This is a genomic window from Rhizobium sp. NXC14 (assembly GCF_002117485.1).
Lineage (GTDB): Bacteria > Pseudomonadota > Alphaproteobacteria > Rhizobiales > Rhizobiaceae > Rhizobium.
On sequence record NZ_CP021031.1, the window covers coordinates 495,984 to 510,537 of the forward strand.

Annotated in this window: 14 protein-coding genes and 2 pseudogenes; 11 read left to right on the forward strand and 5 right to left on the reverse strand. The window is 61.7% G+C overall.

Going from position 1 to position 14,554, the window contains the following annotated elements; genetic code table 11:
• Positions 1-25 precede the first annotated feature (25 nt).
• The 4 genes and pseudogenes from NXC14_RS24145 to NXC14_RS24160 all read left to right on the forward strand — a co-directional run.
• Positions 26-283, forward strand: a pseudogene (locus NXC14_RS24145) (cysteine peptidase family C39 domain-containing protein); the annotation flags it as partial.
• Between the two features lie 35 nt (positions 284-318).
• Positions 319-1,014 (forward strand): HAD family hydrolase, encoded by a 696-nt coding sequence (locus NXC14_RS24150; protein ID WP_085780552.1) that lies wholly within the window; start codon positions 319-321, stop codon positions 1,012-1,014.
• Positions 1,015-1,501: 487 nt separating this feature from the next.
• Positions 1,502-2,017 (forward strand): hypothetical protein, encoded by a 516-nt coding sequence (locus NXC14_RS24155; protein WP_245362213.1) that lies wholly within the window; start codon positions 1,502-1,504, stop codon positions 2,015-2,017.
• 289 nt (positions 2,018-2,306) lie between these two features.
• Positions 2,307-3,230 (forward strand): annotated as a pseudogene (locus NXC14_RS24160) (zincin-like metallopeptidase domain-containing protein).
• A gap of 13 nt (positions 3,231-3,243) precedes the next feature.
• Here NXC14_RS24160 and NXC14_RS33155 read toward each other — a convergent pair.
• Positions 3,244-3,417: a hypothetical protein gene (locus NXC14_RS33155; RefSeq protein WP_198175550.1), complete on the reverse strand. Its 174-nt coding sequence runs from the start codon at positions 3,415-3,417 to the stop codon at positions 3,244-3,246.
• Positions 3,418-3,869: 452 nt separating this feature from the next.
• On the opposite strand from NXC14_RS33155, the gene NXC14_RS24170 reads away from it, so the two are divergent.
• The 4 genes from NXC14_RS24170 (at position 3,870) to NXC14_RS33165 (ending at position 5,976) form a co-directional block, all read left to right on the forward strand.
• Positions 3,870-4,178 carry a DUF736 domain-containing protein gene (locus tag NXC14_RS24170; protein ID WP_085780554.1) on the forward strand — a complete coding sequence of 103 codons (309 nt, stop codon included), beginning with the start codon at positions 3,870-3,872 and terminating at the stop codon, positions 4,176-4,178.
• 320 nt (positions 4,179-4,498) lie between these two features.
• Positions 4,499-4,669: a hypothetical protein gene (locus tag NXC14_RS33160; protein ID WP_198175551.1), complete on the forward strand. Its 171-nt coding sequence runs from the start codon at positions 4,499-4,501 to the stop codon at positions 4,667-4,669.
• 324 nt (positions 4,670-4,993) lie between these two features.
• Positions 4,994-5,485 (forward strand): hypothetical protein, encoded by a 492-nt coding sequence (locus NXC14_RS24185; protein ID WP_085780555.1) that lies wholly within the window; start codon positions 4,994-4,996, stop codon positions 5,483-5,485.
• A gap of 317 nt (positions 5,486-5,802) precedes the next feature.
• Positions 5,803-5,976 (forward strand): hypothetical protein, encoded by a 174-nt coding sequence (locus NXC14_RS33165; protein WP_198175552.1) that lies wholly within the window; start codon positions 5,803-5,805, stop codon positions 5,974-5,976.
• A 33-nt stretch (positions 5,977-6,009) separates the two neighbouring features.
• On the opposite strand, the gene NXC14_RS24190 is transcribed toward NXC14_RS33165, so the two are convergent.
• The 4 genes from NXC14_RS24190 to traC all read right to left on the reverse strand — a co-directional run bounded on the left by NXC14_RS24190 (position 6,010) and on the right by traC (position 9,259).
• Positions 6,010-6,267: a WGR domain-containing protein gene (locus NXC14_RS24190; protein ID WP_085780556.1), complete on the reverse strand. Its 258-nt coding sequence runs from the start codon at positions 6,265-6,267 to the stop codon at positions 6,010-6,012.
• A gap of 506 nt (positions 6,268-6,773) precedes the next feature.
• The gene (traG, locus tag NXC14_RS24195; protein ID WP_085780557.1) at positions 6,774-8,750 is read right to left on the reverse strand and encodes a Ti-type conjugative transfer system protein TraG; all 1,977 of its coding nucleotides are present in this window, start codon (positions 8,748-8,750) and stop codon (positions 6,774-6,776) included.
• The gene (locus NXC14_RS24200) at positions 8,743-8,958 is read right to left on the reverse strand and encodes a type IV conjugative transfer system coupling protein TraD (protein WP_085780558.1); all 216 of its coding nucleotides are present in this window, start codon (positions 8,956-8,958) and stop codon (positions 8,743-8,745) included. The genes traG and NXC14_RS24200 overlap by 8 nt, the downstream gene beginning before the upstream one ends.
• Positions 8,959-8,962: 4 nt before the next feature.
• Complete coding sequence (traC, locus tag NXC14_RS24205; protein ID WP_085780559.1) at positions 8,963-9,259, reverse strand: conjugal transfer protein TraC; 297 nt, start codon at positions 9,257-9,259, stop codon at positions 8,963-8,965.
• 255 nt (positions 9,260-9,514) lie between these two features.
• Between traC and traA the strand changes: the two genes are divergently transcribed.
• Genes traA through NXC14_RS24220 form a run of 3 tightly spaced genes read left to right on the forward strand, consistent with a single transcriptional unit; the run spans position 9,515 to position 14,539 of the window.
• Positions 9,515-12,823 carry a Ti-type conjugative transfer relaxase TraA gene (gene traA, locus NXC14_RS24210; RefSeq protein ID WP_085780560.1) on the forward strand — a complete coding sequence of 1,103 codons (3,309 nt, stop codon included), beginning with the start codon at positions 9,515-9,517 and terminating at the stop codon, positions 12,821-12,823.
• Positions 12,823-13,389: a conjugative transfer signal peptidase TraF gene (gene traF / locus NXC14_RS24215; RefSeq protein ID WP_085780561.1), complete on the forward strand. Its 567-nt coding sequence runs from the start codon at positions 12,823-12,825 to the stop codon at positions 13,387-13,389. The genes traA and traF overlap by 1 nt, the downstream gene beginning before the upstream one ends.
• Positions 13,379-14,539, forward strand: a complete 1,161-nt coding sequence (locus NXC14_RS24220; protein ID WP_085780562.1) for a conjugal transfer protein TraB — start codon at positions 13,379-13,381, stop codon at positions 14,537-14,539. Before traF ends, NXC14_RS24220 begins: the two co-directional genes overlap by 11 nt.
• Positions 14,540-14,554: the final 15 nt, after the last annotated feature.

Genomic DNA, 14,554 nt, shown 5'->3' on the forward strand with positions numbered 1-14,554 from the left:
TTGTCCCAACAGCCAGCGAGCTTCCATGCCGAGTAAGGCCGTTAAGTTCAAGCAGCGCGACATCACAGATTGCGGCGCCGCCAGCCTCGCTTCTGTCGCAGCTTTCTACGGCTACAAGTTGCCATTGGCGCGCATTCGCCAGTATGCGTCGACCGACCGCTCCGGTACGAGTGTGCTGGGGCTCACGGAAGCGGCGCAGAAGCTGGGCTTCGTCGCTAAGGGCGTCAAAGGTGGCTTCGACAGCCTGTACAAGATCCCTAAGCCCGCTATTGCGCACGTCGTCGTCAGCCCCGAGGAATTCATGCCGGAGGGTTTCCAATGAGCCTGACCAAACCATTCGACCTTGTCATCTTCGACTGTGACGGTGTCCTCATCGACAGCGAAAAGCTCGCTACCCAGATCGACGCCGATGAACTGGCGCGCATTGGTTTTCCGACCACTTACGAAGATATTGTCCGCCGATATACCGGCCTGTCTGCAGCCACGATGCGACGCATGGTCGAGGAGGAGTGGGGAAGGCCTCTGCCTTCGGATTTCGAAGAGGTGGTCGCCGCGAAGATCAAGGAGAAGTATCTGACCGAGCTGGAGGCGATCGACGGCATCGCCGATCTTCTTGGCCAACTTGCCGTGCCACGATGTGTTGCCTCCAGCAGCGCGCCTGACAAACTGCGTCTCGGTCTCGAGAGGACCGGACTATGGCCGTTGCTCGAGCCGCATGTCTTCAGCACCGTCATGGTATCGAAGGGCAAACCGGCACCTGATCTTTTTCTGTTCGCGGCCGACCGGATGGGGGCCGATCCCGCCCGTACGGTTGTCGTGGAAGACAGCATCGCCGGCGTCCAGGCCGGTGTCGCGGCCGGGATGACGGTTATCGGCTTCACAGCCGGCGGCCATTGCCTCGACGATCACCCCGAGCGGCTCCTTTCCGTCGGGGCCTCGGTGGTTGCACGTTCGGCCGCGCAGCTCAAATCGTTGCTGTGCACGGATCAGGCCTGCCTTCGCGACGCCGGCTAGATTGGGATCCTTCACTTTCGATGCGGCCGTTCAGGCCGCACCACTCCTCGCGCCGAGTGCCAGCGGCGCCGTTGTACGCTTTTGCAATCGCCGGCATCTGCATAGCCTAAATCGCGACGATCGCCCCTGCGGCCGCTGGCAGTTTGCCGGTCTCAGTCCAGCGTTGGCCTCACCCTTGTCTCGGCCGAGGGCTATTCCGGCAAGCTGGTTGCGCCCGCGCTGATCGGGATCGTTGCCCAGCATAGCCGTTTTGCTACCGTCTTCAGGGCTCTTGCGCATCAGTTTGTCGTCGTCCTTCTTTCATCCTGGTACGCTGATCATGCTGACCGCGGAAAAGGACATCGATCGCCGCTCGAACACTCCGCGGTCACTTAAACACAATCGCGCCGCGACGACTGCCACCAGCCGGACGTTGTGCGATTAGCCACACGAGCCCAAGCCGCTCCCGGCGTGCGTCGTGCAGCTTCGAAAGGGCGCCACCCTTGAAATGGTCCGCCTCACCTGCCCGGACAGCGCCCAGGCGCTCAAGATCGCCGAAAGCTTCGGGACCGCTGTCATCGACAGCGACGGGATCCGCGATCTCCACGAGCGACTGATCATCGAGACGGCCGATGCCTTGAGCGAAGGCCTTGGCGATCGCGCCATGCAGATCCATCTGCAGCGCATCGTCGGCGCCTATGTCGGATCTGCCCACGGTGCGGGCCAGTTTTACAGCAAGGCCGTGACGCAGGCGCGGGACGCCACCGCGAAGGCTTCGAACGACGCCCGCGATGAGGACCTCGACGGTCCCGTCGGCTATGACAGCGCCTCCCATCGCAAGCGGGAGTTCGCAGCCGACATGGGCATCCAGGCCCACGCCCTGCGCATGGCGGCCGAAGGTGCGGTCGCCGCCTACAAGCAAATCGTCGGCGAAGTCTGGAAGTCCTTCGATCGCGCGGTCGAAAATCCTGGCCAATTGGTCGATCGCAAGGCTGCCGCAGCCCAGATGTCAGCCTTCGACTGACACCGTCAGGCGTGGTTAGCCCCGCCCCATCTCTTTAGGCCGTCCCTGCGGGGCGGCCGTTTTCCATGCCGGCGTTCGCCGAAGAAGAGGCGAAGGAAGACTTTGGTTAAGCCGACGCGGCCCGTCTTGTGCGTCGGACCTGCAGGAGCCGCCATCGTCCCGCAATGGCTTCGCCGTCCTCCACTTTGTTGCGGCCGTTCCGGTGCGGGCCACCGGCTCTAGGGCTCCTGCCTTTGGCCTCCGCGACGGGCCGCGATTGGCGCGGCTCCGATTGAGTGGAGACGAAAAAATGACCAGGAAGACAGAGAGCCAGCGAGTGGATATCTATTCCCGCATCACCGATCGGATCATCGAGGAGCTCGCAGGCGGCGTGCGACCCTGGATGAAACCATGGAGCGCCGCAAACACGGACGGGCGGATCACCCGCCCGCTTCGCCATAACGACCAACCCTATCTCGGCATGAACGTACTTCTGCTCTGGTCCGAGCAGATGTCGCGCGGGTTTGGCTCGTCGACGTGGATGACCTTCAAGCAAGCGATCGAACTCGGCGCCACTGTCCGAAAGGGCGAGACCGGATCGACGGTTGTCTTTGCGAGCCGCTTCACCAAGTCGGAAGTCCACGGAAAGGGTGGCGAGGTCGACCGGGAAATCCCGTTCCTGAAGGCCTATTCCGTCTTCAACGTCGAGCAGATCGATGGTCTGCCTGACGATTACGATCACCGGCCGAGAGCTGTGCTCGATACGGTCGAGCGCATAGAGAACGCCGATCGATTTTTCCGCAATACGGGCGCGGTTATCCGCCATGGCGGCAGCAAGGCCTATTATTCGCCGGTCATGGACTACATCCAGATGCCGCCCTTCGAGAGTTTCAGGGATGCCGCTGCGTACGCAGCGACCCTCAGCCATGAAGCGACACATTGGACGGCGGCAGAGCACCGGGTCGGCCGGGATCTGTCACGCTATGCCAAGGATCGCAGCGAACGTGCCCGCGAGGAGCTGATCGCCGAGCTCGGCAGCTGCTTTCTCTGCGCAGATCTCGGTATCGTGCCGGAGCTCGAACCCCGGCCCGATCATGCCTCCTAACAGTCCTGGTTGAAGGTGCTTGCCGATGACAAGCGGGCGATCTTTCAGGCCGCCGCGCATGCGCAACGCGCCGCGACGTTCGTGCATGGTCTGCAGCCGGAAGCGGCTGATGTCCGGGACGCGGCTTGATATCTGGAGAAGGCTAAACCCGGTCGCCGCTCTCGGCGGTGCCCGGTTCCGTCACCGGGCTAGCCGAGGCGGTTTGATCTCCAATCGTCAGATCCAGCGATCCCCAGATCGACGGCTTCTGGTTGACGGGTTTCAGCTTCCGGGACGGCTTGAATTCGACAACGAATGGCTTGGTCTGCTTTGGCATTGTTCCTCCAGCCGACTAATCGCAGCGCAACATTATCGCGCTGTGCGGGTGTTGCAAGCGGACCGATCGCTGCGCGTCATACGAAGGGTTCGATGGCCCTCGTGGTATCCGGGAAGTGTGCAAAACGGCGGCGTGGCCAATCATGCTGGGGAGAAATGCGGGCCGCCGATGTCATATCCCCTTGCCTTGGTTCCCGTCGCTCTAGGTGCGGGCTCGATGGGGCAGGTCTGACCGGAGATCGGCTGCGCCTCGCTCGTTATCCCGCAACGGCGTTCCGAAACTTTCATCCCCTGGCGGCTGCGCCGCCATTCCTCGCGCTGACCAAGAAAGTGTCTCCACGCCGCCCTTCACGGTGTTCCGGCCCTGTGGGTGCGGTCCGATCGTCCCCGGCCCTTGCGACTGCCATCGAGGCCGCACTGGAGCGGCCCGATTGAGCAAAAGGAAATATCGACATGGCTACCATCGGCACCTTCACCTCCACCGAAAACGGCTTCACCGGCTCCATCCGCACACTCGCCCTCAACGTCAAGGCTCGCATCGCCCGCGTCGAGAACCCCTCGGACAAGGGCCTGCAATTCCGCATCTTCGCGGGAAGTGTCGAGTTGGGCGCCGCCTGGCAGAAGCGCTCCGAACAGGATCGCGACTACCTCTCGGTCAAGCTCGACGATCCGAGCTTTCCCTCCCCGATCTACGCGACGCTGACGGAGGTCGAAGGCGAAGACGGCTACCAGCTGATCTGGTCCCGCCCGAACCGCGACTGAGACGGTCAAGGCCCCGCCCGAAAGGGCCGGGCTTTCCTCTGCTCCCAGACCCAAGCCGGAGACAGGCATCGAGCCCGTCTTCGGCTTTTTGGTGCCACACGGGAGGGAGGGATAGCTGCTCAGAACCCGGCATTGTGCCGCTCGGCGATAGCGGCCTCAAGGATGAGCGGTACCCCCCAATTTTCTCCAGGCGCCTGGAAGCGACTTCCGAAAATCGGCTCCCCCACTCCCCGGCCCTGCCGGTCGCTTGCGCGATCCCTGACCCCGCCATCCCCTCCCGGCCGCTGTCGTCGTCTTTCACGAAATCAGGAGATCAGACGATGACCTACACCCTGGAAATCCAAATTGAGGAACTGCGCGCCGAACTGAGGAACGCCTGCGATGCCGCCGAGCGCCGCAAGATCGAGGCCGAGCTTGAACTCGCCCAGGCTGATCTGGCCGTGACGCTTGCCGAACAGGATGGTGCGATCGTTGCCGAGCCGCCTTTCTGAGGCGGCTCTTTATGCGATACGTCAAGCCGGTGCGCCGGATTGACCGGCTTCCCGGCTGTCAGGGATTTTACCCCTCGACACTCCAGCCGGCTCGCGCCGGAAACGGTCGCGGTCCCTTCTGGCCCGCGGGTCTCTTTTCTCTCTGACGTCCCATTTTACTCCAGCAAATCCGGCGTCAAGAACGGCGCGGTCTCCCCCAATTTTTCCGTCGCTGCGCTCCCCAAAAAATCGGCTCCCCCGCTTGCAAGTCGCGTTCCGCGCTTCTTGTCCCCTCTTTGCCACGGAGTGGCCGATCTCCGTCATCAAGATGAAGGAAATCACATCATGACCACGGATCAGAACCTTATGCTCCACACCAGGCTTTCCGGTTTCCGGCTCGTCGTGCGAGCAAACCGCTTCGGCTGCGAGACCGAGTTTTCACGAGCGCTTCATGACCGTCTGATCGAAGGGCTCGATGCGGCTCACGCTCGCCTCCGCACCATCATGGCATTGGAGCGGCGCGTTCTTGCCGGCGACGACGAATATGCCGCCTATCGGCTCCAAGGCGAGAACGAGATATTCGAGCGTTTCACCATCAACTTGCTGGATGAGCTCGAGATCGATTTCGACACGCACGAATACCGCATCAACGGTGGCAATTGGACCAATGCTTTGTCGGCGGATTGCGACGGCGTCGAAATCGATTATCCAAGCCTTGTTGCGCTGAGCGAGACCGAAATGGGCTCCTTGGGAGCGATCGTCAGGGATATCCGCCAGGAAACAGGCATCGTCATCCATGCGGCGCGTGTCGTCTATGCCAGATGCGAAACCTCCTGAGGGGGCTTTTGCGATTTCCGAGGACGGCGAGAGCGGCTGCGTGAGGGCATTGGCAAGCTTGTGATCGCAGCGAGCGTGACCAGTTCAACGTCTCCTTGTCGACAAGCTGTCATCTCTCATCGGGGATATTGCAGCCCGTCCGTCCGGCCGCAACCTGGCGCCGCCGGAATTTTCCCCGCCGCATTCTGCGGCTCCTCGCGAGATCAAAATTCAGGCGCCGCCAGGTCCTCCACATTCGTTTCGGCCTTGCCAGGTGCAACCCTCCTTCCCGGTCTGCTGTCGATCCCCGCAAAGCGCAATCGACAAGGAGATCCATCATGCAACAGCTCGCTCAATTCCTCGCCGCCACCGGCCGCCAACTCCGCGCCCTCGGCAAGGTGATCAGCCACTTCTTCCGCAAGGGCAAGCTCGCACTGAAGCTTGGCCTCAAGATTCCGTTCTTCGTTGAGATCGAGGTGTCGTTCGAGACCGACTGGAACCGGCGCCGATGAGGCGCCCTTAAGGCCCGCTTCGGCGGGCCGTTCTCAATGCGCCACTGAGGCGCGCGGACGATAGCCGCGCTTGCACTTTCGTCGGAGCAGATCGAGGAACAGGTCTACGGCTTCCTCTTCCCGACCGAAATGATGGACCATCATCTGCCCCTTGCTTCCGATGCGGCCCCATTTGCGCAGAAGACAGACGTCCCCGAACAGGTTGGGTTCGATCGACATGGCATAGTAGCGGGCCATGTTCTTCGAGGCGTCCGAGCGCTCGACATAGAGATGGTAGGGTTGCGAGATCATGAGGTCAGAATCTCTGAACTCGGGAATCCCGTCCAACGACACTTATGAATCGGTCGGCACGGATTGATTCAGATCTGTGATGAAACGCGAGTGGCGGGCTTGGGGGAGACGCCTTCGGCGCACGGCTGTAATCGCTTACGCTCTCCGAACCCGCCGGGCGGTTTCGGCCATCCGGCAACGATCCTCTCGCGGGTCCTCAGCCGCACCATCCGTGTCTTGCACCGTCCCAGCGCCTGGCAAGGCCCTCGTTGCGATCGTCCTTGTCGGGACGCGGACAGGATCATTCCGCTTAGAAGAGTTGCACCTGCTGTCATTCTGGCAGCTGAGTGCGTCCGATACATTGGAAGATCCGTTCCACGAAGAACCATCCTGCGGCGGGTCGTCTCGACCGCGTAAACGACTCTGTATCCGACAAACGACATCGTCGTAATTCAAAGGCAAGTCATATTCACCGAATGAAAGCATAGATCAAAACAAGCTTGACGGAGGTGCGATTAAACGACTCTTCATTTTTCTCGATCGGTCTTGCTGGCTGCGCTGCGCGCCGGCTCGACCGGATAGGTTCCAGGCGTCTCTTCGAGCCTGTGAAACCTGTTCGTCCCGACGCAAGCCTTCATGTCGTCACGCCGGAACCAGATCGCACGGCCGCATCTGAGCGGCGCGTTGCCCGCCGTAAAGACAATCTGCTCGTCCGCGCGCATGCGAAGCACCTCGTGCGGCTGGATCAGCGGTCGCGCCGCCAACTGCTTCGATCGCGTGCGCGACGATCCCTTCGCCTGGAAACTGCAGCTCACCTGGTCGATCTCGACGGTCGTCATGCCGCAACGGCGCGAGATGTAGTCCGCGGTTTCGGGATCGTTGATCGCCGCAAACGAAATCCAGCTTGCGCTCTCGAACCACTTGCTGGCGGCGTCGCGGCCGCCAAAGGTTTCGCGCATTTGGCCGATCGACTGGTAGATCATGATGAGCGTGATGCCATACTTGCGGCCGGCGTCGCGCGCTGTCTCAAGAATCCGCATGTAGCCGAGGCGGGCGACCTCATCGAGGAGGAACAGCGCCCTACCTTTCATCGAGCCATCTCGATTGTAGATCGCGTTGAGGAACGAGCCGATGATGACCCGCGCCAAGCCCGCATGCGTCTCCAGCGTCTTGAGGTCGATGTTGATGAAGATGTCGGTCTTTCCGTCGGCAAGATCGCCCGTCGAGAATGTCTTTCCGGAAACCAGCGCCGCATAGTTCTGGTATGAGAGCCAGTGGGTTTCTTTGATCGCATTGGCGTAGACACCGGAGAAGGTTTCGGGCGTCATGTTCACGAAGGCCGCGACATTTTCCTTCACGAAATCCGAGTCCGAATTGTCGTAGATCTCCTGCAGACGTTGCCGCAGCTTCGGTTCGGGCTCAGAGAGATTGGCGCGAACCTGGCGCAGCGTCTGGCTTTCCTTCTCCGTATGGCCGGACAGGCAAACGTCGGCGATCATCGCCGTCAACAATTGCAACGCCGAAGCCCGGAAGAAATCATCGCGCACACCACGCGTGCCGCCGCTATCGCTCATGATCCATGAGGCGACGGACGCGATATCCTCTTCCTTGGTGCCGCCGAATTGCCCGATCCAGTCAAGGGCATTGAAACCCGTCTCCGGGTTTTTGGGATCGAGGACGAACAGGTCCCGGTTGAAGTTCGTCCGGTGGGCTGAGACCATCGGCACCACTTCGTTCGATGGATCGAGAACGATCAGCGAGCCGCCCCATTTCAGCGCCGTCGGTATCGTCACCGACGTCGTTTTGAAGCCGCCGGAACCAGCGAAGACGATGCCATGTGACGAACCGAAGGATCCGTCGAAGCAGAGCAGCGGCGACTTGCCGCCGGCGCCCCATGTCTCCGGGTTGTCGGCACGAAACGAGCGCGCTGCGGTGCTGTCCTTGTCGACACGATATCGCTCGCCGACCACGATGCCGCCCGCATCCGCAAGCAGCTTTTCGGCATCGGCGAGTTTCATCCAGTCGGCTTCGCCATGCAGCGCCCGCTTGCCGCGGATGCGCTTCGGCTCGGCTCTGGCGAATGCCGCGTTGCCGGCCAGCGCGACGCGCAGAGCAAAGCATGAGGCCATCGCCGCCGCTCCGGCTCCGATCAGCGTCGCCGGATCGACATAGGAGAGAATGGACTTACCGGCCGGAACCTCATCTGTGAGTGCAGACAATCTCATCGCTTCGCGAATTGCGGCGATCAGCACCGTCGCCACGCCGCCTGCAACGACGCCCCAACCTGTTGTCTTGATTCTGATCGAGCCTGCGCTCGCAAACAGGAAGACGATACCGACGAGCCCTGCACTGGCATACGGCAGCGCGATCCCGGCTCGGCCCAGCGTCTGCCGCGCGCCCTCTGTTTTTCCGAACTGGGACAGCCAGTGCTCGATCCCGGTCAAACCAACGACGACCACGATCATCAATGCGGCGGGCGCGATGAAGAGCAGGATCCTATTCATCGGCTTTCCCAAAGGCCTCCGCGCCGACCGCCATCAGTCGCGTTCGTTCCATCTCGTCGGCTTTGAGGCGCTGGCGCAACTCGATCAGCGCCCCTAGCAGAAGCGCCCGTTTCTCATAACGAAGACCGGCTTTGACGATCAGACCGCCAAGCTCGATCTTTTCCCGCGTGTCCTTCTTGCGGGCGTCGGATGTTGTCGTGCGCGCCATCCGCTCAAGCCTGAGCAGTCCCGCCCGCAGCCGCGCCAGACGCGTCCTGCGTGGACGATGCGCTGCTTTCGCTAGCGCCGCCTCCCCTTTTCCCTCCGGTCGTAGCGGCCTTTCCTCCGCGAAACCGCTTCGCCAGATCCTCGAATATGCCCTGCAGCTCTGCCTCGTCGATCTCGATTTCCCCAAGTCCGGCCTTAAGGGCTATCCGGCCGATACGCTCGGCCTCACGGGTCGCGGCGACCTTGAGCTGCTCCTGGAGCCTGGCGATTTCGTCACGGATCTTCGATGCTGGCTTCTTCATGTCCGTAGTCTCCCTTGGTGAGAAAGCTTGTCTTTCGAACCCAGTTTCGGAGAGGTGAGCGCGGACCGCACTACTGTGAATCATGCAATCGCCAAGGCGCAAGCTTTGATGAATGATCCCGGCCGTTCCGAAGGAGCGGATCCGAAGGGCGCAATTATACGTCGCTGGCGCGACGCCCTTGCTTGAGGCTCATTGCGAGCCTGTCGCTCCCGACGAACACGTTGATTTTATTTGCAACCAGGAAAGAATTCCGCCGTGGCCGCCCCCCATTTCTCCGTCAGCGTCGTCGCCCGCGGCTCAGGCCGCAGCGCCGTTCTGTCGGCGGCCTATCGCCACTGCGCCAAAATGGATTACGAGCGTGAGGCGCGCACGATCGATTACACCCGCAAACAGGGATTGCTCCACGAAGAGTTCGTCGTCCCGACCGATGCGCCGGAATGGCTACGCTCGATGATCGCCAACCGTTCGGTTTCCGGCGCCTCCGGGGCCTTCTGGAACAGGGTCGAAGATTTCGAAAAGCGCTCCGACGCGCAGCTCGCCAAGGATGTCACCATCGCCTTGCCGATCGAATTGACGGCCGAGCAGAACATCGCGCTGGTGCGGGATTTTGTCGAGCAGCACATCACGGCGAAGGGCATGGTCGCAGATTGGGTCTACCATGACGCACCCGGCAATCCGCATGTCCATCTGATGACGACCTTGCGGCCGCTGACTGCGGACGGTTTTGGCGCCAAGAAGATTGCGGTGACAGGTCCGGACGGTAATCCGATCCGCAACGACGCCGGCAAGATCGTCTATGAGCTCTGGGCCGGAAGCATCGACGATTTCAACGCGTTTCGCGACGCTTGGTTTGCCTGCCAGAACAGGCATCTGGCGCTCGCCGGGCTCGACATTCACGTCGATGGCCGCTCCTTCAAGAAGCAAGGGATCGATTTCGAGCCGACCATACATCTCGGCGTCGGCACGAAGGCGATCGAGCGAAAAGCCGATGGTGCGTCCAAACCGTTGGAGCTCGAACGCCTCGAATTGCAGGACGCCAGGCGGCACGAAAACGTCAGGCGCATCGACAGGAATCCCGAGCTCGTGCTCGCCATGATCATGCGCGAGAAGAGCGTCTTTGACGAGCGCGACGTCGCCAAGATCCTGCACCGCTACGTCGATGACGCGGCGCTGTTCCAAAGCCTGATGATTCGGATACTGCTCTGCCCCGAAACGTTCCGCATCGAGCGCGAGCAGATCGCCCTCGCCAGCGGCATCCGAGTGCCTGCCAAGTACACGACCCGCGGCATGATCCGCCTCGAAGCCGAGATGGCCAATCGCGCCGTCTGGCTGTCGCAGCGATCGTCGCATGGCGTTCGCGACGCAGTGCTGGCGGCGACATTTGCGCGCCATGAGCATCTGTCCGAAGAGCAGAAAATCGCGATCGAGCATGTGGCGAGCGGCGAGCGGATCGCCGCCGTGATCGGCCGCGCCGGCGCCGGTAAGACGACGATGATGAATGCGGCGCGCGAGGCCTGGGAAGCGGCCGGTTATCGGGTCGTCGGCGCAGCACTTGCCGGCAAGGCGGCCGAGGGCCTGGAGAAGGAAGCGGGCATCATCTCTCGCACACTTGCGTCGTGGGAACTCCGCTGGAACCAAGGCCGTGATCAGCTCGATGGCAAGACGGTGTTCGTTCTCGATGAGGCCGGCATGGTGTCGTCGCGGCAGATGGCGCTGTTCGTCGAAGCCGTGACGAAGGCTGGCGCCAAGCTCGTCCTCATCGGCGATCCCGAGCAGCTTCAACCGATCGAGGCGGGTGCTGCCTTCCGTGCCATTGCGGATCGGATCGGCTATGCCGAACTCGAAACCATCTATCGCCAGCGCCAGCAATGGATGCGCGATGCCTCACTTGATCTCGCGCGCGGCAAGGTTGGCAAGACGGTCGATGCTTACCGCGCCAACGGCAAGATAATAGGATCGGACCTGAAAGCCGACGCGGTCGACAATCTGATCGCCGCGTGGGACCGCGATTACGATCCGGCGAAGACATCGCTCATTCTGGCTCATCTGCGCCGTGACGTTCACATGCTCAACCAGATGGCGCGCATCAAGCTTATCGAACGCGGGGTTCTCGACCAGGGAACCATGTTCAAGACCGCCGATGGCGAACGCAATTTCGCCGTCGGTGACCAGATCGTTTTCCTGAAGAACGAGGCATCGCTCGGCGTCAAGAACGGCATGCTGGCCAAGGTCGTGGAGGTTGGAGCGGGACGCATCACCGCGCGGATCGGCGATGGGGAGAACGCCCGCTTGGTGCTGGTCGAACAGCGCTTCTACAACAACCTCGATCATGGCTATGCCACGACCATCCACAAGAGCCAGGGTGCCACCGTCGACCAGGTCAAGGTGCTCGCTTCCCTTTCGCTCGACCGCCATCTCACCTATGTCGCCATGACCCGTCATCGCGAGGATCTGGCCGTCTACTACGGCCGCAGACCCTTCGCGAAGAACGGCGGGCTGATCCCGATCCTGTCGCGAAGGAATGCCAAGGAAACGACCCTCGATTACGAGAAGAGTGCCTTCTACCGCCAGGCGCTTCGCTTTGCCGAAGCGCGCGGTCTGCATATCGTCAACGTCGCTCGAACCGTGGTTCGCGACCGGCTGGAATGGATCGTCAATCAAAAGCAAAAACTCGCCAATCTGGGAGCCCGCCTTGTCGCCGTCGCAGGCAGGCTGGGGATGGTTCGTGGCGTCGCGCAGTCCCCAACCCAAAACAGCGCCAAGGAGGCAAAGCCGATGGTCTCGGGTATCACAACCTTCGCCAAATCGGTCGACCGGGCGATTGAGGACAAGGTCGCCGCCGATCCAGGATTGAAGAAGCAATGGGAGGAGGTCTCGACCCGATTCCACCTCGTCTACGCCCAGCCGGTAAGCGCGTTCAAGGCCGTCAATGTCGACGCGATGCTGAAGGACGAAACCGTTGCGAAATCCACGTTGGCCAAGATCGGATCGGACCCCGAACGCTTCGGTGCGCTGAGGGGCAAGACCGGGATCCTCGCCAGCCGCGCCGACAGAGAGGAGCGAGAAAAGGCACAAACGAATGCGCCAGCGCTGGCCCGTAACCTTGAGCGCTATCTGCGCCAGCGGGCGGAGGCGGAACGCAAGTTCGAGGTTGAAGAACGTGCCGACCGTCTGAAAGTCTCGATCGATATTCCCGCACTGTCGCCAAACGCAAAGCAAAAATTGGAACGGGTTCGCGATGCGATCGACCGGCATGACTTGCCCGCCGGCCTCGAATATGCGCTCGCCGACAAAATGGTGAAGGCGGAACTGGAGGGTTTTGCCAGGGCTGTCTCGGAGCGTTTCGGCGAGCGGACCTTCCTGTCGCTTGCTGCGAAGGACGCCAATGGACAGACCTTCAACGCTGTCACTTCGGGAATGACAGCCGGACAGAAGGCCGAGGTTCAAGCAGCATGGAATTCGATGCGCACGGTGCAGCAGCTCGCCGCGCATGAGCGCACGACCGAGGCGCTGAAGCAAGCGGAGACGCTGCGCCAGACGAAGAGCCAGGGGCTCTCGCCCTAATGAAGACACCCGTGTTTGCGTTTGGGACACTGCACGCCCAGAGGGCCCATGCGGTCGTGCTCTTTGCCTTGGCGGCATCCATCGTCGCCGGCAGTGTTGCTGCCGCAATGGTCGGCGGCTTCCGCATCAACATGACACCAAGTGAACCTCTCGGCCTCTGGCGTATCGTGGAGCTCAATCGCCCGGCAAGTCTGGGAGACCTCGTTTTCATATGTCCTCCGCAAACGACTGTGATGCAGGAGGCAACGGAGCGTGGTTATCTCCGCTCCGGCACCTGCACTGGCGGCGTTGCGCCGCTCATCAAGACCGTCATCGCCGTTGCCGGGCAGCATGTCGAAATCGGCGCCGGCGTAACGATCGATGGGCGCCCAGTCCCCTTTTCTGATCTGGCAGAGCGGGACGGCAACGGCCGGCCGATGAAACGATTTCCTAGCGGCGTCGTGCCGAACGAAAGCGTTTTTCTCCATTCACCTTTCAGGAGCTCCTATGACTCCCGTTATTTCGGACCCCTGCCCACTTCCGGAATCCTTGGCCTGGCGCAACCGGTGCTCACCTATGCGCCGTGAGCACCTCCAGCCAATCGCATTGATTGCCGTTTCAATCGTCGCCGGGATGGTGGGATGGAGTGGCGACGTCCTCCTTCTCCCGGTCGCGCTCACGTTCCCGGTTCTCTGGGGGCTTGCGCGAACGAGACTGACCGCCGCGGTTGTCTCGGCCGGCTATTTCCTGGCCGCATCCCGGGGGCTGCCGCAGGGCGTTGCGACCTTCTATTCCTCGGACCTCTGGCCGGGACTATTGCTTTGGATCTGTGCGTCCGCCGGCTTCGTCATCGTCCATACCGTCCTCTGGACGAGGGCCGGCGTTCGTCCGCTTCGCTACCTTCTGGCCGCTGTTCTCATGGCCATTCCGCCATTCGGCATCACCGGCTGGGCTCATCCGATTACGGCCGCAGGCGCGCTGTTTCCGGGATGGGAATGGTGGGGACTGATTGCCGCGACAGCCGGCCTCATGGGCCTCGTTACCTGGATGTGGCCAGCTGTCGCAATCGTCCTGGCAGGCTTTTGGATTTGGTCCACCGCAACCTGGGACGAGCCGACGCTACCCGAACGTTGGCAGGGGGTAGATCTCGAAATGGGCGCATCGCTGGGGCGTGACACCAGCTTGCAGCGTTACCGTGATCTGATTGCCACGGTGACGGATCGGGCATCGGGAGGCGCCCGCACGATTGTTCTTCCCGAAAGCTCTCTGGGCTTCTGGACGCCGATCGTCGAACGGCTCTGGCTGCGAGCTTTGCGGGGAACTGACGTCATCGTTATCGCCGGCGCAGCAGTTGTCGATGCAAACGGATATGACAATGTTCTGATCGCAATCTCCGGCGACGGGGCACGCCTCCTTTATCGCGAGCGCATGCCGGTGCCTGGCTCGATGTGGCAGCCTTGGCGTCCCTTCCTCGGTGAGAGCGGCGGTACGCGGGCGAACTTCTTCGCCAACCCCGTCGTGACCATTGCCGGCAGTCGGGCCGCACCGTTGATCTGCTACGAGCAGCTGATCGTCTGGCCCATTCTCCACTCCATGCTCCACGATCCGGATGTTGTCGTTGCCGTCGGAAACGGCTGGTGGACCAACGGGACATCGATCGTAGCTGTCCAGCGCGCCAGCACGCAAGCCTGGGGGCGGCTGTTCGGCAAGCCCGTCGTTCTTTCCCTCAACACCTGAGTGCCAAGGAGCCCT